At 47.6% G+C, this 19,279-nt stretch carries 15 protein-coding genes; 4 read left to right on the top strand and 11 right to left on the bottom strand.

From position 1 onward, the window contains the following. Window positions 1–13 precede the first annotated feature (13 nt). Entirely contained in the window at window positions 14–559 is a 546-nt protein-coding gene (locus VCHENC03_RS10910) for a TetR/AcrR family transcriptional regulator (RefSeq protein ID WP_009706416.1), read from the bottom strand. A gap of 146 nt (window positions 560–705) precedes the next feature. On the opposite strand from VCHENC03_RS10910, the gene VCHENC03_RS10915 reads away from it, so the two are divergent. After that, window positions 706–1,299 carry a hypothetical protein gene (locus VCHENC03_RS10915; protein ID WP_009706415.1) on the top strand — a complete coding sequence of 198 codons (594 nt, stop codon included), beginning with the start codon at window positions 706–708 and terminating at the stop codon, window positions 1,297–1,299. A gap of 11 nt (window positions 1,300–1,310) precedes the next feature. Continuing rightward, window positions 1,311–2,180 carry an SDR family oxidoreductase gene (locus VCHENC03_RS10920; RefSeq protein ID WP_009706414.1) on the top strand — a complete coding sequence of 290 codons (870 nt, stop codon included), beginning with the start codon at window positions 1,311–1,313 and terminating at the stop codon, window positions 2,178–2,180. A gap of 72 nt (window positions 2,181–2,252) precedes the next feature. Here VCHENC03_RS10920 and VCHENC03_RS10925 read toward each other — a convergent pair whose 3' ends face one another. Together VCHENC03_RS10925 and VCHENC03_RS10930 are read right to left on the bottom strand one after the other, a co-directional pair. Beyond that, window positions 2,253–2,603 (bottom strand): rhodanese-like domain-containing protein, encoded by a 351-nt coding sequence (locus VCHENC03_RS10925; RefSeq protein WP_009706413.1) that lies wholly within the window; start codon window positions 2,601–2,603, stop codon window positions 2,253–2,255. A gap of 108 nt (window positions 2,604–2,711) precedes the next feature. Then, window positions 2,712–3,323 (bottom strand): LysE family translocator, encoded by a 612-nt coding sequence (locus VCHENC03_RS10930; RefSeq protein WP_009706412.1) that lies wholly within the window; start codon window positions 3,321–3,323, stop codon window positions 2,712–2,714. 103 nt (window positions 3,324–3,426) lie between these two features. On the opposite strand from VCHENC03_RS10930, the gene VCHENC03_RS10935 reads away from it, so the two are divergent. Next, on the top strand, window positions 3,427–4,293 hold the full coding sequence (locus VCHENC03_RS10935) for a LysR family transcriptional regulator (protein ID WP_009706411.1): 867 nt from the start codon (window positions 3,427–3,429) through the stop codon (window positions 4,291–4,293). An 81-nt stretch (window positions 4,294–4,374) separates the two neighbouring features. Beyond that, window positions 4,375–4,740, top strand: a complete 366-nt coding sequence (locus VCHENC03_RS10940) for a VOC family protein (protein ID WP_009706410.1) — start codon at window positions 4,375–4,377, stop codon at window positions 4,738–4,740. A 56-nt stretch (window positions 4,741–4,796) separates the two neighbouring features. Here VCHENC03_RS10940 and VCHENC03_RS0125980 read toward each other — a convergent pair whose 3' ends face one another. The 8 genes from VCHENC03_RS0125980 to VCHENC03_RS10975 form a co-directional block, all read right to left on the bottom strand. Beyond that, the gene (locus tag VCHENC03_RS0125980) at window positions 4,797–5,300 is read right to left on the bottom strand and encodes an ankyrin repeat domain-containing protein (protein WP_009706409.1); all 504 of its coding nucleotides are present in this window, start codon (window positions 5,298–5,300) and stop codon (window positions 4,797–4,799) included. A gap of 108 nt (window positions 5,301–5,408) precedes the next feature. Next, window positions 5,409–5,588 (bottom strand): hypothetical protein, encoded by a 180-nt coding sequence (locus tag VCHENC03_RS10945; protein WP_009706408.1) that lies wholly within the window; start codon window positions 5,586–5,588, stop codon window positions 5,409–5,411. A gap of 135 nt (window positions 5,589–5,723) precedes the next feature. Then, window positions 5,724–7,145: a hypothetical protein gene (locus tag VCHENC03_RS10950; RefSeq protein WP_009706407.1), complete on the bottom strand. Its 1,422-nt coding sequence runs from the start codon at window positions 7,143–7,145 to the stop codon at window positions 5,724–5,726. 34 nt (window positions 7,146–7,179) lie between these two features. Continuing rightward, a complete protein-coding gene (locus VCHENC03_RS10955) occupies window positions 7,180–8,742 on the bottom strand; it encodes a bifunctional metallophosphatase/5'-nucleotidase (protein WP_009706406.1) in 1,563 nt (520 codons plus the stop codon). A 216-nt stretch (window positions 8,743–8,958) separates the two neighbouring features. Further along, the gene (locus tag VCHENC03_RS10960; protein WP_009706405.1) at window positions 8,959–11,439 is read right to left on the bottom strand and encodes a GH92 family glycosyl hydrolase; all 2,481 of its coding nucleotides are present in this window, start codon (window positions 11,437–11,439) and stop codon (window positions 8,959–8,961) included. Window positions 11,440–11,528: 89 nt separating this feature from the next. Next, window positions 11,529–13,985, bottom strand: coding sequence for a GH92 family glycosyl hydrolase (locus tag VCHENC03_RS10965; RefSeq protein WP_009706404.1), 2,457 nt, complete (start codon window positions 13,983–13,985; stop codon window positions 11,529–11,531). Between the two features lie 72 nt (window positions 13,986–14,057). Next, the gene (locus tag VCHENC03_RS10970; protein WP_009706403.1) at window positions 14,058–16,763 is read right to left on the bottom strand and encodes a GH92 family glycosyl hydrolase; all 2,706 of its coding nucleotides are present in this window, start codon (window positions 16,761–16,763) and stop codon (window positions 14,058–14,060) included. 47 nt (window positions 16,764–16,810) lie between these two features. After that, complete coding sequence (locus VCHENC03_RS10975) at window positions 16,811–19,231, bottom strand: GH92 family glycosyl hydrolase (RefSeq protein ID WP_009706402.1); 2,421 nt, start codon at window positions 19,229–19,231, stop codon at window positions 16,811–16,813. Window positions 19,232–19,279: the final 48 nt, after the last annotated feature.

The raw sequence follows: 19,279 nt of genomic DNA, 5'->3' as shown, positions 1-19,279 counted from the left end.
GTGATGAGTTTACTTATCTCAATACTCGCTCAACTTGCTCAATAACATACGAATCTTCTAGCGCTTTACCCAACATCAATTGATGGTTCAGTAGTCCTAACATAAGGGTATAAAGCGATTCTTTGTGTTGCGCTGAAACGTAGCTTTCTAGCATCGTCATGTACTTTTGATTAGCAAGTAACATGCATGGATCGGTAGCTATGTTTTCTTGCCCAATCACATCAATGTAATCAGAGACAAGCTTCATTTCTTGGAAGAAACGCGGAGCCATTTGCTGAAAGATCAATACGAAGTTTTCGATTTGTTGCCCTGTATTCGCTTCACTTGAGTTTGGTCTATCTGCTAGCACTTCTGCATCAAAGTTGACGATGGCCTCTGTTGCGGCTTTGAACAGTTCATCCTTACTTTTGTAATAGTGATAAACCGCACTTTTGCTCATTCCTAACTGTTCGCACAGTTGTCTCATACCAATGTTTTTGTAACCGAACTCAAGGAACACTTCGGTTGCTTTTAAGGCAATTTCTCTACGTCTGCTTTCATGATCGACGATCTTCGGCATGGTTTTCTTCTCAGCTTTTGTTACCGCAATGCCCCGCAGTATAACACAAGATCTTTTATTTAGACCGAGTGGACAAAAAAGATCTTTACCTAGCTCTCAAAGCGTACTAATTTAAAAAGACCAAGTGGTCGAAATAAGGTTTTAGTATGAAAATTGATTGGAGTGTTCCTCAAGCAAGAGCGGGTTTCTGGGGTGGAATTGATAAGCTGATTGGTCCGGGCGCAACGAAAGCAGAAAAGAATTTACAGCTGTATGTCCCTTTTGCTGCTGGTTTTGTCGTGGTGATTTATGCGTACTTTGCACAACTGGGTTGGACTGCTACTCAATATGTTATCGCGGGTTTGCTCACAGTGGATATTATCGGCGGCATTATTACCAATGCGACGTCTACGGCAAAGCGCTGGTTTCATCGTGAAGGACAAGGCTTTAAGCAGCACATGAGTTTTATTCTGACTCATTTCGTGCAGCTTTCTCTCTACAGTTGGGCGTTCTTGAATTTCGATATTATGTGGATTGTTGTGATCGGTGGTTACATGGTTCTGGCATGTAGCCTAGTCATGAAAACACCGTTGTATTTACAACGTCCTGTAGCGCTAACTCTGTATTCTCTGAGTGTGATTATTTCGATTTACTGGGCACAAGCACCACAGGGTTTGGAATGGTTTTTACCACTGTTCTACCTAAAGTTATTGGTGAGCCACGTATTGCGTGAAGAGCCATACCGGCCAGAACAAGAATAGGAAGTCATGTTATGAAAACGCACCCTCGAATTTTAATTGCGGGCTCAACGGGGTACCTAGGCTTGAATATTGTTGAGTTACTCCTCTCTGAGCACATTGATTTTAAAGCCATTGCGAGAAACAAAACCAAGTTACTCGCAATGGGTGTGAAAGAGTCACAAGTGATAGAGGCGCAGGTGACTCATCCCGATGAGCTTAAAGGTGTTTACGAGGGTGTCGATGTTGTTGTCTCATGCTTGGGCATTACTCGCCAACAAGATGGATTAAGCTATTCGGATGTCGACTACCAAGCAAATTTGAACTTGCTTGAAGAAGCAGAGCGAACAGGTGTCAGTAAATTCATCTACATCTCTGCGTTTAATGCTCAGAAATATCCTCAAGTTCGTCTTTTAGAGGCGAAAGAGCGCTTTGCGAATCGACTTCTGCAATCAAAAAAATTAACCCCTTGTGTGATTCGCCCGAACGGCTTTTTCTCTGATATTACCGAGGTGTATAACATGGCGAAATCAGGTCGAGTATTTACTTTTGGTGATGGTGAAAACCTGCTTAACCCCATTCACGGAAAAGATTTGGCAAGGTTTTGTGTTGAAGCGATTGAACGAAATGACACTGAACTCGATGTCGGTGGTCCAGATGTTTTGTCAGTCAATGATATTGCTCGGCTCGCGTTCAAATCTCAAAACAAAGTGGAGAAAAATACGCACCTACCGGACTTCCTGTGCAGAGCTGGGTTATCGATAGTACTTCACTTGCCAGAGAAATGGGGCGGTCCTGCGGAGTTCTTCTTGACCATGTTAGGCGGTGACAATATTGCGCCGACTTATGGTCGTCATCGACTAGAAGACTACTTTGGCGAGCTGGCTTCAACCGATAACGAATAGATTGTGAAAAAACAAAAAGCACACGAGAGGTGTGCTTTTCCATTTCATTGGCTAGGTAGGTGCTAAGTCGTGCTACTTCGCTTGTTGCATCTCAACCAAGCCACCCGCGTTATGAAGGTTGGTAAACCCTTGTGATTGTAGGTACTGATACGCTTGTCCTGAGCGATTGCCGCTGCGGCAGTAAAGCACAATCTGCGTGTCTTCATCGACATTAGCAAAGTGTTTATCCAACTCTGAAAGCGGAAAGTTAACCGCATTGTCTAAGTGACCATCGGCAAACTCTTGTGGTGTGCGTACATCGACAATCATTGCGCCTTGCTCAATCCATTGCCAACCCTGCTCTGCACGTTCAGAAGCCAATACCAGTGGTGCGGTGAAAGCTAAGCTCAAACAAGTGAATACAATCGGAAGTAGTTTTTTCATTGAGTTCCTTTCCTCAAGGTCAATAGCCCTTAATCGTTCTGATGAAGATTATACGTGTGATTATTAAACTTCGATGTGGCATCGGTCGAAATGTCGTAACCTAGCGTGTTATGACTTTAATCCTAACATTGCGCCAAACACCAATAACCCAGCGCCACAAGCTTGATTCAACCTATGTTTCACGCGCAGTAATAAGCTCTGTAATCGCGGTGAGGTAAACAAGATGGCAACCATAGAAAACCACATCCCGTGTAGCGCAATCATGTAGACACCGTAACCTAAAGCTAGGTGTTGTGATGCTGCATTCGGATCGATGACTTGGCTAAAGATACTCAAGAAGAACAACATGGTTTTTGGGTTAAGCACATTGCACAAAAAGCCTTGGAAAAAGAACTGCCAAATGGAGATGCTTTGTTGTGTTTCCCCCTCTATCTTCTGCTGAGAGTCAGTCCCAAAAATCCCTTTTAATCCTAGATAGATCAGATAAGCCGCACCGAGGTAGCGAATCAAACTGAACAACCATTCGTTCTGTGAGATTAAGTAACTGATACCAAGCAATGAATAGGTAATGTGCACCGAAATCGCAAGACTAATGCCCACGGCACTCCAAATCCCAGCTTGTCTGCCATTGTTGAGGCTGTTTCTAAGAACCAATACAAAATCAGCTCCGGGACTGATAACGATGAGTATGCCTAATAAGGCAAGGCTGAAAAGCTCCATAGTGTTTCCTGTTTCTTCGTTGTTATGAATGGGGCAATTGTAGGTCGAGAGTTCGGAGACTATAATCGAAACAAATTCCGCTAAGTGTGAGAAAAAGTCACAGATGAGGCATCTTAAATCCTTCCATGTTTTCCATATCGCGGCATCGTCTGCGAGTTTTAGTGAAGCAGCAAACAAGCTCAATATTACGCATGGCGCAGTGAGTAAGCAGATCAAAGTGTTGGAAACCTATCTGGCTCAACCTCTGTTCTACAAACAGGGGCGCAATATGTTGCTCACCAAAGAGGGTGAGATGCTGAAAAGCTACACCGAGCAAGCATTCCAAGCGCTGGAAACTGGCGTGAACAAGCTGGTGCAGGAGAAGCATCAATACCTTGAAGTCTCTTGTGAGCCAACGTTAACCATGCGTTGGTTGATGCCAAGGCTTTCCGCGTTTAATGATGGTTGTGACGCAGATGTTCGTCTTTCGACTGCGGGAGGACCTGTAACGCTTGGCTCGACGGGGCTTGCTATGGCGATTCGTCGAGATGACTTTGAGCCTTTGTATCACTACCCAAAAACCAAGTTAGTGGAAGAGTGGGTAGGTCCCGTGTTCTCACCCGACTACTGGCAGCAAGTAAAAAGTGATTTGAACTCCGTGAAGCTATTACACAGCCAAACCAGACCTGAAGCTTGGCAAGAATGGATTCAGCGCTCTGGTGAAGCGTCGATAAATAGCAAAGCAGAACAGTCTTTTGCACACTTCTATTTCTGCATTCAAGCTGCAGTCGACGGCTTAGGCGCGGCGATGGGCTCTTATCCTCTGGTGATGGACGATCTCAAACGCGGCAATCTCGTTGCACCATTTGGTTTTGTGCCGTCAGGGCATGACTATGTCTTATTGACTCAAGACAAAGCACGCTCTGAATTGGAACAAAAATTTGTGCTTTGGCTACAAACCCAAATGGCGGAGTGTGTGCCTTGCCCCTAAGAAATACAGAGAGATCCTAGTCAGAGCGCGTTGAGTTACCTAGAGTAGTTGAATACGTGCTACACAATGGAAATTTAGGAAATGGAAAACCTCAATATTGTTGAAATTAAATCTTTTGTTCCGGCGAAAGATTACGAGTTATCAAAGCGTTTTTATCAGGCGTTGGGTTTTGAGATGCCTTCGGATTTTGGTGGTGTGGCGTACTTCTTCAAGGGCAGTTGCTCATTCTTGTTGCAAGATTTTTATGAGCCAAAACACTGCAATAATTTCATGATGCATTTGTTGGTGGAAGATGTTGCCAGCTGGCATGAACATGTTTCGAATGTCGAGCTGGCGTCATTCGGAGCCAAGGTGACAGAACTGGTTGATCAACCTTGGAAGATGCGAGAATTCTGTTTGTACGATCCTAGTGGCGTGCTGTGGCGCATTAGCCAGAATATCGATTAATTTCAAAACGATAAAAACGACAAAGGGAGCGATCGGCTCCCTTTGTTTTTAAAGCTCTAGTGCAATAGCGCGTACATAGCGCCGCGATTGGCGGTCGGGTTCTCGGTGTAAATCCAATCCAAAAACTCAGTGGCGTTCTTTCCTACCTTAGGGCAATAAAGATCTTTGTTTGCCCCTTGCTGCATTAGCCATTTAAACGCCTCGAAATCATCATGAATGATGGCGGAGTGCAGAGGTGGACTGTTACTTTCGTTCAGCCAATTTACGTCGAACCCATGTGCGATTAAGGTGTTTGCCATACGAAAGCGGCTATGACTGTCGCCACTTAAAATCGATGAAATACCATATTGATACTCGACTAAGCTCAGTAAATCTTGCGAAACGCCAAACGCCTCAAAATAGAATAAGCAATCTTCGCTATCAAACACTGGAATATCATTTCCTAATGCGCACAACATCATTCGTTCTTCGGTGAGTGAATGCTTCAAAAACAGTGCGAATGAAGTTGTGATAAACGATAGAGTAAAGATTGTGGTTCTAATTGTTGTATTGATGTCCATATCTACCTGTATTTAAAAAATAAAAAGCCGCAAGCGCACCTGACGCTTGTTGGCATTAGGTAAACTTGGAAACGGTTTAATTGTGGAAATAAGGTGTCATTACGCGGTTTACGCAGCCATGGTTTGGCGTTCTTCTTCTAGCAACCAGCCGTACCACCAACTCATGAACTCAAGGGTTACGATTGGGTAGGGGTTTTGGTCAAATGGGATGTTATTGATAAATGCCAGCTTGCCTTTGCCAACGACTTCGTCAACCAATTGAAGCCCGCCATCGTCATAGTCTTTCATGATAGTTCGTCCTTTTTATCATTCGGAAAACTATACATTACAGAGTTCTCTAACCTGCAATACGGCATTGTACAAAGAGCCAAAAATGAAAATGCTATTATCAATAAAAAAGCATTTTTAATCAGATGTTTATGGTTATTCACTTGTTAGTGAATGATGGTTTATGAAGTCAACTAAGTCAGTAACTTGGCTTGGTTTGATGAATCGAGATCCAATTTTGATTTCATGCTGGCACAGTGTGAAATTGTGCAAAAAGCGATAAATGCTTTGCCACTGCTGTATTCGAGCCAAGCTGAGGTGAGACGCGTAGCTAGGTTGTAGCCATTCGGTATAGTGTTGCCAGAAGCGCGAATTCCAATCTGGATGTGTGGGGAAAAGGGAGTGAATAGCGGAATCATCGAGCTCGCCTTTTTTGGTCAATAAACCCAAGCCGATTTGCCACTTGCCCAGTGCATTTTCAATATTCACTCGTCGCCACGTTTCATCCCACCAACTCATGTTTTGTTTACCGATGTTGTTAATGTCGAACGCGTTGCGCGAGGCGACATGGCAGTAGTACAGATGTGTGCTGCCACTGATTACAGTTGGTGTAAATGCGGTAATCGCAGCGCCGCGAATAAAGCTTTCATGCTCGAGCAATAAGGCTTTTGGCAGCTGAGATTTTAGATACTTTGCCAATTTCTGCATGTGAGCGTGAGCAGCAAATACAGGGCGCGTTAGAAACACTTCCTTGGATTGGGCATGTTGGGCATCGCAGTAACCGAGTTGATCAAATTGGCTGCGATTTAAGATCTTGTCGTACGTCTTCTGCGCTTGAAGCAGTGCGTCTTCTTCTGTGGGAGCGAGCTCTTTCTTGGTGAGTCGATAACGGCTCTGCTCTCGCACCTCTTCAGGTAACGAATCTTTCTCCATCAGTGCGTTATCACTGATCAAGAGTACATATCCCGTCTTGGCATCGGCCGTCGATAATGTCCAAATATGCGCGCTACTTTGAGAGCGGCTATCGTGTCTAAATCCAGATCGCGCGATTTGAAGAAACGAACGGATTTGTAGGATTGAGAAATCAAGCTGCGCTTCAAACAAACGGCTGAAGGTATTGAGTAGCTCAGCCAACTGTTTCATCCGCAGAGAAAACGCACGGTGATTGAGCCCTAAAGCTTGTTGTATCGCTTGCGGAGGAACGCCAGAAATCAAAGCATCCAGCATTGGTTGCAGGTTTGATGATGCTTTACTTGAGTTGATCAGCGTTGCGGTCTTTTTGCATTGCCGACATTGCACACGTTCGGTGCCAGAGGTTGTGCGTCCGAAACGTTGCCAAGACGCTTTTGAACAATGGCATTGAGGCAATAAATCGAGTTTAAAAGTGTACTGTTCCAGTTGATTGGCTAACGCGAGAATGGGCTCGTTCACCAAAACAGGAGGATAAGCACCACACTCAGAACAATGCCACGCATCGTAACCGAGTCGGTTTGAGCGCAAATACAAGCTCAAGTCGGGTACGCCGCAATTAGCGCAACCAAACGACTTACAGCCATTGTATTCTTGACGAAATGTCATGGTGCTTATTCTCCGAGCTAAGTCCGTTATGGATTTAGTTTTGGCTTACGTCTACTTGACGACCGAGTTCTGGTACGGTCACTTGCTTCTTCGCTTTGAACTGGTCAATCAACACTTGCGTTACTGAATCGCCTTCTGATTCAAACGTGCCTTTCTCAAACACATGATAGCCGTCACCACCACTTGCTGCGTAAGAGTAAGTCGCGACTTTGTATGAGTCAGCATTGTCCACTGGTTTGCCGTTTACATTTAGGCTCTCCAAGCGTTGACCCTCTGGTTTTTCGTTGTCATAACGCGCTTCGATACCAGAGAATTGCGCTAGGCCGTAAGGCAAGGTGTAGCTGTATTCCAACAGTTCTTTTAGCTGTTCACCGCTTAATGTCACGACCGAGAGTTTATCCGTGAATGGGAAAAGATCCATCACGTTTTCCATCGTCACTGGGCCTTTGTTTAAGTCGACCCGAATACTGCCAGAACTGATCATACCCACATCGGCATTGGCAGCTTCACGCATCATATCGGCCACTAAGTTACCGACGTTTGATTCACGGTAGTAACGGCGGTAAGCAGTGTCGTTGATGGTCGCCAGTTGCTCGCTTAGCTCAGGGAACTGGCTGCGTGCATTAGCGATAAGGTCGCTGGTTTTTTTGTCTCGTTCCAGCTTGTCGGATTCCACAGGGATGAGTTTGCCATCAAGCAGTTTTACGTCGTGCTTTTCTGTATCCACCGCGAACTTGGTGTAACCCAAGTATTTGCCCTGACCGAAGGTAAGACCGATGACGGTGCCAGTTTTCGGGTGCACAACTGGCTTCCACAAGCCATGATCTGAGTGACCACCAAAGATAACATCCACACCTTTTAGCTTGCCAGCCATGTCGTAGTCTTCATCAAAACCGCGTTGCACTTCAGGGTCTGCTTCTTTGTCGGTTTGCATTGGCGCCGTTTTGTTCTGGTGAGTCAGTACGACAATCATGTCCACTTCATCACGAATCTTATCCACCCAGTACTGAGTGACTTCGATAGGGTCATCAATGGTTAAACCCTTGCGGTTGCCTTTCCACATGGTGTTGTAGAACGCATCCACGCCCATAACACCTATCACGCCCACACGAACGCCATCGCGCTCAATAATGGTGTAGGGCGAAGCAAATGGGGCATTGTTTTGCTCGAATTTGATGTTGGCATTCAGCACTGGGTAAGCCGCTCTCGGCATGTTCTCTTTCAGTGTTTGCCAACCGTATTCAAACTCATGGTTGCCGAGCGTAATCGCGTCGTAACCCATTGCACTATACAAATCGAAAGAGAGTTTGCCTTGAGTCTTCTTAGCAAGTGACCCAGTGAAAATGTCACCCGCATCAAGCAAGAAACTGGTCTCTTCCTGCGCTCGGGTTTGTTTGATCAAGGTGGCTAGATATGGAATACCACCGATGTGTGAGATGTCTGGATTCCAAAAGGCATCAACAGGTTCGTAAACGCTCTCGATGTCGTTGGTGTGCAGCAGCGTGACATTGCGAATTTCCGCAAATGAAGAAAATGAAGCACCGATAGAAATTGCAGCCAAGGCGCAAAGTAACGGCTTTTTAGAAAATGTGTTCATAGCTGATCCGATTAAGTCGAATGAATGTTGGGTTTCGCGAAACGGGGCAACTTTAAAAAAGCAAACGTTTAGTTCGCTTGAATTGGATCACATAAATTTACTGAGCTTATGATTAGTTGTCGCAGAGTGATCATTTGTGTTGGTGAGGATTAAAGGCTAAAAACAAAAGGCCAGCTCTCGCGAACTGACCTTTGAAGAGGGAAGAGTGGTAGAGACTTATTGAGGCGCTTTCATCGCTTCAGATTGCTCGCCCGTCATCACGAAGTGCAACTCACCACCCGGTTTGAACTCGGAATGGTCGAAGAAGAAACCGTTATCCAAAGCTTTGCCATTGATGGTGACAGACTTGATGTACATGTTGTCATCGGCGTTGTTCTCTGTGGTGATAGTGAACGTGCCGCCTTTCACCGGAATCACGGCTTTGTCGAATAGCGGACGACCCACAGTGTAAATAGGTTCTGCTGCGTTCACTTGGTAGAAGCCTAATGCAGACATCACATACCAAGCGGACATTGCGCCTACGTCTTCGTTACCAATGACGCCTTCTGGCGCAGCGAAATACATGTCATCCAGAATGTGGTCGACGACTTGTTGTGTCTTCCATGGTTCTGCAGTCCAGTTGAATAGGTAAGGAATGTGGTGCGAAGGCTCGTTACCAAACGCAACTTGGCCAATCAAACCAGACATATCCGGTGTTTCTGTGCCTTGGCTTTCTGCGGTGAAGGTAGCTTCTAGGTTCTTCTGGAACTCAGCATCGCCACCCATGATGGTCTTCAAGCCCGCGATGTCATGCGGTACAAACCAAGTCCACTGCCACGCGTTACCTTCGGTGTAGTTGCCTGTCTCGTGTTCCGTACCGTATGGGTCGAATGGCGTCATGAAGGTTTCATCAATCATCACTGGGCGCATAAAGCCCGTCACGCCATGCTCTGCGTATTCCGTTGGGTTGTAATCGAAGTACTTCTTGTAGCCTTTTGAGCGTTCAAGGTATTGCTCTTCTGCTTGAGTATCACCGGCCGCTTTGGCGATTTGTGCGATAGCCCAATCATAGAACGCATTTTCCAGACCGTAAGAAACAGACTCAACCGTGTAGTCTTCAAATACTGGTTCACCATCGACACGTTGGATGGCAGGCGTGAAGCCATTTTTCTCAATGTAATCGATGTGCTTGGTTAAAGTGCGATCCAATACGCCCTGATCCCAATCGGCTTGCAGTGCCGGGTAGTTCTCGTAAGTTGAAGAGTCGATCGCGGCTTTCAGCGCCAGCTCTTTCTCTTGTTGAGTAAACTCTTCTGGGAATTTGGTCATTGCATCTGCAATCACTGCTACCGCTGGGTAGCCGACCATGGTGCCTGTCTCGTCACCTAAGTGCTCCCATTTCGGCAGCAAGCCGCTTTCAGTGTACTTCTGAACTAGGTTCTTCGCGTACTGCACCGCGCGGGTTGGCTCTGTGATGGTTTTTAGTGGGTGCAACGCACGTTGGGTATCCCATAGAGAGTAAACCGAGAAGTTTGGCTGCTCTTCCGTTGCCTGACCGTAAGCGATGGAGTATTCCCCTTCGCCTTCACGAATCGAGCCTTTGCCCATACCACGGAATCGACCATCCACGTCTTGATGCACCATAGGTGCAATTTTGGTGTGGTAAAGCGCGGTGTAGAAGATCTCTTTCTGATCTTCCGTGCCCCCTTCAATTGAGAAGTTGAGTGCTTTTGCCCATTTCTCACGTGCGTTGTTGCGCGCAGTATCGAAAGAGACATTCGCTTCGGCATCGTAGTTGTTTTCTGCGCCTTGTGGGTCAACCGCAGATAACGCCACTTGCGCATTCAACTCTTGTGAGCCTTCATCTTCAAATTCGATGTAGGCAGTGACGTCCGCTTTGACACGCTTGATGGCATTGCCTTCGTCATCGTAAATCAATTCAGAAACGTGCTCTGCCGTTAGGCCGTCAACAGGCTCACCATTGGCAAGGATGTAGACGTCTTTGATCTTCTTATCAAAAGTCGCATAGAAGAAGATTTTTTGGTTTTTCGCCCAGCCAGAGAAGTGCGCTGCATCGCGCTCGCCCATGATGGTATGACCGTCTTCGCTCACCGTCAGTTTGTTACGCAGAGAGGTCGAACCCCAGTCACTGTTTAGGATGGAGTTGAGGTCAATCTTCAAACGTTGTGGTTGACCTTGTGGGTAGGTGTAACGATGGAAGCCGACACGTTCAGAAGCAGTAAGCTCAGCTTTGATGCCGTTTTCTGCAATCTTCACAGAGTAGTAACCTGCTTCTGCCACTTCAGAGGTTTTGTCCATCTTGACCGAAATCGCTTCGCGGTAGTCGTCGCTGTCTTCGATGTACTTAGCTCTATCTTCCGTAAACGGCAGGAACAGGATGTCACCTAAGCCGCCCATACCCGTGCCAGATAGGTGAGTGTGGGAGAAGCCAAATAAGGTCTTTTTATCGAAGTGATAACCTGATGAAGAGTGCCAGCCGATCAGCTCGGTATCTGGAGAAAGTTGCACCATACCTTCTGGCACAACAGGACCTGGGAAGGTGTGTCCGTTAAAGCCGGTACCAATGAATGGGTCGACGTATTTTAGGTTGGAAGTATCGACGCTTGGTGAGGTGTTATCGTCGTCATCGTTGCAGCCAGCCAAACCAATAACACTTGCAATTACTGCGGTGGCGATAGCGGTTTTCGTAAAGTTCATAATCTTGATTCCTTAGGCAGGAAGCGCATCACTTCCTGCCACTGAGTTAATCTATCTGCTTATTCTTTAAACACGAATTACATAAAACGTTACTGAGCTTGAAGCGCTTCTTGCTTGTCACCCGTCATGACGAAGTGAAGCTCGCCGCCCGCTTTGATTTCGCTGTGCTTGAAGGTGAAGTTGGCATCCAGCGGTTTGCCGTTGATGGTTACGGACTTCACGTACTTGTTGTGTGGGCTGTTATTGTCTGCGATGACTGTGAATTCGCCGCCTTCCACTGGAATGGTGATTTCATCAAACATAGGGCGACCGATGGTGTACACCGGATCTGCAGGCGTCACTTGGTAGAAGCCCATTGCCGACATCAAGTACCAAGAGCTCATCTGACCCACGTCTTCGTTACCAATCAAACCAGTTGGTTCGCTGGTGTACATCTCTGACATGATGCGGTCTAGGTACTCTTGCGCTTTCCATGGCTCATCCGTTAGCGCATATAGGTAAGGAATGTGGTGCGATGGCTCGTTACCGTGCATGTACTGACCGATGTAACCCGTTAGGTCTGGCAGTTCTTCACCTGTGTTTGAAGAACGCGCATTAAATAGCTCGTCCAAGTCTTCACGGAAGGCTTTCTCTGGCGTGGTGTCTTTGCCTTGCGCCAAGTCTGCTTGGTAGATTTCTTGTTTCAGGCGGTTGAAATCGTGCATTGGTTGGAACTTCCATTGCCACGCGTTCCCTTCGGTGTAGGCAAACTCGTCCACGTAGTAAGGGTCGAATGGTAGCAGCGGGCATTTCTCTTTCATCACGCCAGAGCCTTCTGGCCACTCAACCATTTCACACTCATCCAAACGCTCTTCATCAATCGGTTGGTTGAACTCCAAAGGCGGTTTGTTTGGTGATGAACTCAGCGGATGGTTTTTCGGACGTAAGAAGCCCGTCTCGGCATCCCAATGGTTAAGCCAGTTTTCGGCACGAGTCATAAACTCTTCTTGCAGTTTTACATCGCCAGCCATGCGCGCGATTTCTGCCATTGCCCAGTCGCCGTAAGCAAACTCAAGCGTGTAAGACGCACTGTTCCAGTAACCGTGATGAACAAAGCCGTTTTCTTCGTACACCTTCACTTGCACAACGTTTGCTGCGCCGATGTTGTTGTCTTCCGTCCAATCTGGGAATTCAGACGCCTCGTGGTAACGCACCGTAAACTCAGCCGCTTCTTTGGCCAGTTGTGGGTCGATGTCTAAACCTTTAGCCATCGCGTCAGCAATGATAGAAACCGCAGGGAAGCCGATCATAGTGCCAGTGTAATGGCTCTGCAGTTCCCATTTCGGCAAGATGCCACCGTCTTCGTATTTACGAATCAGGTCGTTGGCAAACTCTTCGGCACGTTCTGGGTCGATGATGGTTTTCAGTGGGTGCGCTGCACGGAAAGTATCCCACATGGAGTACACAGAGTAGTTTGGTGTGTCGCCCGCGTCTTTTTGAATGCGAGTACGCATCGCAGGGTATTGACCGTCGACATCTTGGAAAATCATTGGCGCGATAGAAGCGTGGTAAAGCGCAGTGTAGAAGATCTCTTTTTGATCTTCCGTGCCGCCAGATACCATCATGCGGCTAAGCTCTTGGTGCCATGCGTCGTTGGCTTGAGCGCGCGCAGTATCAAATGACACCTCTTTCGCTTCTGCTTCTAGGTTCTTCTCCGCACCTTCTGTTCCTGTTGGTGACAAGCCTACTTGGATTTCTAGTGGTGTTGATGATGGTGCGAATTCTAGGTAAGCGATGGTTTTCACTGCGTCGATGTTGTCGTTGTTCACATCGATTTCCGTTTCTGCGCCGTCAACTAAAGCAATGGCTTTGACGATAGGTTGGTTGAAGGTGGCGTAGAAGTACACGTGCTGGTTGTTCGCCCATCCGTTTGAGCTACGTAAACCGCGAATGGTGTAAGCGTCGATGAACTCCAAATCACCCTTCATGGTGCGGTTGTTGAAGTGACCTTTATTGAGAGTGTGGTCTAAATCGAACTTGATGTGTGGTGTCGTGCCTTCTTTGAAGGTGTAGCGGTGGAAGCCAACACGTTGCGTGGTAGTTAGCTCAGCTTTGATCTCGCCTTTGTTCAGTTCAACTGCGTAGTAGCCCGCTTCTGCGGTTTCGTTGTCTTTATCGAAGGTGTTGAAAACGGCGTTTTCTTTCTTGGTGAAAGGCAGAACTAAGATATCACCAAGGTCGGTAATGCCTGTGCCAGAAAGGTGAGTGTGGGAAAAACCATACACTGGGATTTCAGTCAGCTTGCCGTGGTCGAAGTAGCCTGCAGCAGAGCCCCAGCCTTCCATTTCGGTATCAGGAGAAAGTTGTACCAAACCGTAAGGCACAACCGCCCCAGGGAAGGTGTGACCATCTGCGCCTGTACCAATCAATGGGTTGACGTATTGGGTTAGCGTGGTGTCGAGGGATGGAGTACCAGATTTGCTGTTGTCGTCATCACTGTTACAACCAGCAAGACCAAACATGGCAGCGAGTATAGCGGTAGAGATAAGGGTTCTTTTTAGTTTCATTTTTATGGTTCCACTGAAGTGAAGTTTTTTAGGGGGCTAGGTGCCCCCTTTCGTTATTTGGATGGGTATCGGTTACTGCGCTTTCATCGCTTCAGATTTGTCTGAAGTCATGACGAAATGCAGCTCACCACCGTCTTTCAAATCGCTGTGCGCGAAGCTGAAGTTGTCACTCAATTGTTTGCCGTTGATGGTCACCGACTTCACGTAGATGCTCTCTTGGCTGTTGTTTTCTGAGGTGATGGTGAATTTACCGTCCGCGACTGGAATCACGGCTTTGTCGAACAGAGGACGACCGATGGTGTAACTTGCTTCGCCCGGTGTGACTTGGTAGAAGCCCAATGCAGACATCACATACCACGCCGACATCTGACCGACGTCTTCGTTACCAATCAGACCTTCATGCGTTGGGTGGTAGAACTCGTTCATCGCTTGGTCGACGATTTCTTGTGTCTTCCAAGGTTCTGCCGTCCAGTTGTATAGGTAAGGCACGTGATGATCTGGCTCGTTACCCATCACGAACTGACCGATGTAGCCAGACATGTCGTGTGATTGGCTCGTATCGGCGTTGGAGTCCGCATTAAACAGCGCATTCAAGTTAGCGAGGAATGCCGCTTTGCCTTGTTCGGTTATGTCTTCAGGAAGAGAGAAGTCAGTACGGTCGATGTGCTCGCCACCCATTACGTTAGCCAGACCGTTCAAGTTGTGCGGTGCAAACCATGTCCATTGCCATGTATTGCCTTCGGTAAAGTCTTCACCACGGTGCTCGGCGCGGTAAGGCCAGAACACGTCACTTTCGTTGAGTGCTTTGCGGTCTTTACACGCGTTGTAGTCCATACCGTCTGGGATAGACAGCGCCATGTTCTCGTCCAAACATTCGGCTTTCAGGTTGTTTGCCCAAACTTTGCTGCCGCTGTTCATATAAGCCGGACGCATAAAGCCCGTCGCACCCAATGCGTTGCCTTTGGTGTCTTGTAGTTTGCCGTATTGCTCTGGGTTGTAATCGAAGTAGTTCTTGAACGATTCAGAGCGCGCCATGTAGCGGTCGTATTGTTGGTCGTTGCCCGCAAGTTTAGCGATCTGAGCGATACACCAGTCGTAGTAAGCATTCTCAAGACCGTAAGATACCGATTCGTTCACGAGCTCGTCGTATTTATCGACTTTTAAGCCTTCCACGTAACCCGGTTTGTCGCCAGAGTCCGGCGCCCATTTGGTGTTAGCTGGAATAAAGCCGACGTCTTCTTGGTAGTCGTTATGACGTGTCATTACTGTGAAGCGTTTGTCACCGTTCCAAGCATCTTGGTAAGGCACCCAACTTTCAGTTTTATCAAGGTTGAAGTTGACTGTTTCGTCAGCGGCTTTCAGTGCCAAATCAAACTCAGCAGCGGTAAAGGCTTCTGGGTGTTTGACCATGATATCGGCAATAACCGAGACCGCAGGATGACCGACCATTTCACCGGTGTAATCCGAGTGCAGTTCCCATTTTGGCAGCACGCCACCCGTTTGGTATTTGTTCAATAGATCGCGTGCGTGTTCAATCGCGCGGTCTTTATCGATGATGGTTTTCAGTGGGTGTGCGGCGCGGAAGGTATCCCACATTGAGTACACTGAGTAGTTCACTAAGCCATCTTCTGCTTGGTGCACTTTGCCATCCATGCCACGGTATTTGCCATCCACATCTTGGTATAGGAATGGAGCAACAAACGTACGGTAGAGCGAGGTGTAGAACATGGTTTTGTCGGCTTTGTTGCCGCCTTCCAGTTCAAACTCGCCAAGGATGTTTTCCCAAGCCATGCGGTTTTGTTGTACGACGGTGTCGAAATCCCAGCCGTTGGTGTCTGCTTCTAGGTTTTTCAGTGCGCCGTCAACGCCAGTGCCAGAAATCGCTACTTTGACCACCAATGGCTCATCGCTCTTACCAAAGTTCAAATGCGTCAGGACATCGTTTGCGCGTTTTGCCAGACGTTCTGGATCAGGTTCTGGTTCGCCCGGCATTGGTTTGTGTTCTGCGTAACCACGGTAATCTTCCAAGCCGACTTCAGTAGCGTCAGTTGGAGTCAGTTTGCTCTCAGAAGCCAGCTTGGTGTACAGATTCTCTTCAATGATTGGATCAGAGAATTCTGCCGCGAAGAACACAGTTTGCCATTGACCCCATTCGTTTGAGGTACGCGCGCCTACGACTGTGGTGTCGTTAACGCGTTTGTAGTAGATGCTGCGAGAGTGGTTGCCGTATTGTTCCAACAGTTCGTGTTGCAGGTCGATACGTACTTTGCGATCTTCACCCGGTTTGAAGGTGTAACGCTGGAACGCCACGCGGTCGGCTGCCGACAGTTCAGCTTTTACGCCAGTTTCTACAAGGTCAACCGAGTAGTAACCAACTTCTGCCACTTCCGAGCTTTTATCCATGGTCACGGCATCGGTATTGAAGCCTGTGTATGGCAAGAAGGCGAAGTCATTTAGGTCGCCTTTACCTGCGCCAGAAATGTGAGTCATTGAGAAGCCAGAAAGCAAGCTGTGCACAGGATCGTATTCAACAGGCGAGCCTTTGCCATTCCAACCGTTTGGATCGAAGTTATCTGGTGAAGGTTGAATCATACCTTCTGGCATAACTGGAGATGGGTTAACGTTGCCAAGACCTTTAGTGCCGATCAAGGTATCAACGAATTCCAAAGTAGGGGTAGAGATAACTGGAGTTTCTGGATCAGAGTCGCTGCCACAACCAGCAAGACCAAGCATGGCGGTTAACACTGCGGTAGAGAGTAGGGTTCTTTTTAGTTTCATTGTTTTTATTCCACGAGAAAAGGGGACACGAGGTCCCCTCAAAATCATTATTCGCCTAGGTTGGCTTGCATTGCTTCAGACTTGTCAGCTGTCATCACGAAGTGCAGTTCGCCGCCTGCTTTGAATTCGCTGTGCTGGAAGGTGTTGTACACATCCAGAGGCTTACCATTGATGGTCACTTCTTTGATGTACATGTTGTCTGGACCGTTGTTCTCAGCCGTTACCGTGAACGTGCCAGAACCAATGTCTACCGTCGCTTTGTCGAAGATTGGACGACCGATGCTGTAGGTTGGATCGGTTGGCGAGATTTGGTAGAAGCCCAGTGCTGACATCAAGTACCACGCCGACATTTGACCTACGTCTTCGTTACCGATGATGCCGTCTGGCGTCGGTTTGTAGAACTGGTCGTAAACTTGGTCTAGGTATTCCTGCGCCTTGTAAGACTCTTCAGTACGGTTGTACAAGTAGATGACGTGGTGCGAAGGCTCGTTACCGTGAATGTACTGACCGATGTAGCCTGTCATGTCTTGGTGCGCTTCGCCGCCATTTGGATCGGCGGTAAATAGGTTGTTCAGCTTGTCGTTCAGACCTTGCGTGCCGCCCATGATTTCAGTCAGCTTGTCCAAGTCTTGCATGAACGCCCATTGCCATTGCCACGCGTTACCTTCTGTGTAGTAGAACGCGTCAGACTTGTAAGGGTCGAAGTCAGTTGAAGCGTATTTCAGCGCACATGGGTCGCCTTCTTTCAGTTCTGTCGGTACAAAGAAGCCCGTGCCGTCTGCGTTACCAGCTTTCGCATCCCAGTGTTTCAAAGAGTTGTAAGAACGGGTTTTGAACTCTTCATACGCGTCCATATCGCCAGCGGCTTTTGCCATTTCTGCGATCGTCCAATCGTAGAATGAGAATTCCAATGAGTACGACACTGAGTTCCAGTTCGGGTAGCGAACACACTGTTCTTTCTCGTGGTAGTTCAACTGACCTGCCATGAGTGAGCTTAGGATGTCGTCATGAATCTGTGGGTATTCATGCGGAGTGTAACGTGCTGATTTCACTGATGCGGTGTAAGCTTGCTCTGCATCAATCAAGCCTTTGGTTACCGCATCGCCCAGAATCGCTGCCGATGGGTAGCCGATCATGGTGCCGGTTTCTGAGCCGTGACCTTCCCATTTCGGCAGTAAACCAAACTCGTCGTTGGATTTACGAATCAAGTCTTTCACGTATAGCGTTGCTTGATCTGGGTCGATGATGGTCCACATTGGGTGAACCGCGCGGAACGTATCCCACGTTGAGTAAATCGAATAGTTTGGTGTGTCGCCATCTTTCAGTGTGCGCACTGTGCCAAGCATATCCACGTATTGACCATCCACATCGTAGAACTCGATTGGGGCGATCATCATGTGGTACATGCCAGTGTAGAAGTTGGTTTTCTCTGCGTCTGTGCCGCCTTCTACTTTGATTTTTGCTAGCTTCTCAGCCCACGCGTATTCCGCGTCTTCTTTCACTTGTGCTAGGTCGAAACTTGGTGCTTCCGCTTCTAAGTTTTTCTGTGCGCCTTGCCAGTTAACTGGGGAGATACCGACGCGGATTTCAATTGGCTCTTCGCCAGTGCCGAAGTTTAGGTAAGCCGTCAGATCATCGCCTGAGTAAACCGCACCACTACGCATTTCGCGCGTTGGTTCTAGATCTTGTTCGCCCAACAGTGCTTTGGCGATTGGTTGGTTGAATTTCGCGTAGAAGAAGATGTCTTGACCTTGGTGATCTTGCCCTTGGAACCAGCCTGTTGAGGTTTTACGACCGCGAATGGTGTATTCATCCACCACTTCTACTTTGTTCTTCAAAGACTTGCCGTTGTTGTTCATTAGGGTATGACCCAAATCGAACTTCACGTTACGGTCCGCGCCTTCAGCAAAAGTGTATTTGTGCAAACCAACGCGTTTGGTTGCGCTCAGTTCTACTTCGATTTGACCTTGGTTTAGCTTGGTTTTGTAGTAGCCTGCGCTTGCTTCTTCATTGGCTTTGTCGAAAGAGTTCAGTTGTGTGTTCGCCATGTCTGCGTAAGGCAGAACCAAGATGTCGCCTAAGTCCGTTGCGCCTGTACCTGAAAGGTGAGTATGGGAGAAGCCGTACAGCGGAACGTCAGTGTTAACCACTTCGCCAGTTTCGTAGTTGGATGAATCCCAGTAGCCAGATGCCGAGTGCCAAGGGTTAAGACCAGATTCGTGGTCTGTGTTAGAGCCGATGAAAGTGTCTGGAGACAGTTGAACCATACCTGCCGGTACCGTCGCGCCCGGGAATGTATGACCAGAAGCCGCTGTGCCGATCATTGGATCGACGTATTTCAACACCGCAAGATCAACAATTGGATCGCCCGGTAGTGAAGAGGAAGAATCGTTGTCGCTGTTACAGCCAGCCAAGCCACCCGTCAGACCAACCAGGATAGCCAAAGAGATAAGATTACGTTTAAACATGTGCATACCGTTTTGTCGTTATTCGTATATAAAAAGTGTTTATAAGAG

Origin of the sequence: Vibrio sp. HENC-03 (genome assembly GCF_000305755.2) — a bacterium.
GTDB classification, from domain to species: Bacteria; Pseudomonadota; Gammaproteobacteria; order Enterobacterales; family Vibrionaceae; genus Vibrio; species Vibrio owensii.
The sequence above is the reverse complement of the archived record's forward strand: the minus strand, read 5'-3'. Positions and strand labels throughout refer to the sequence as shown.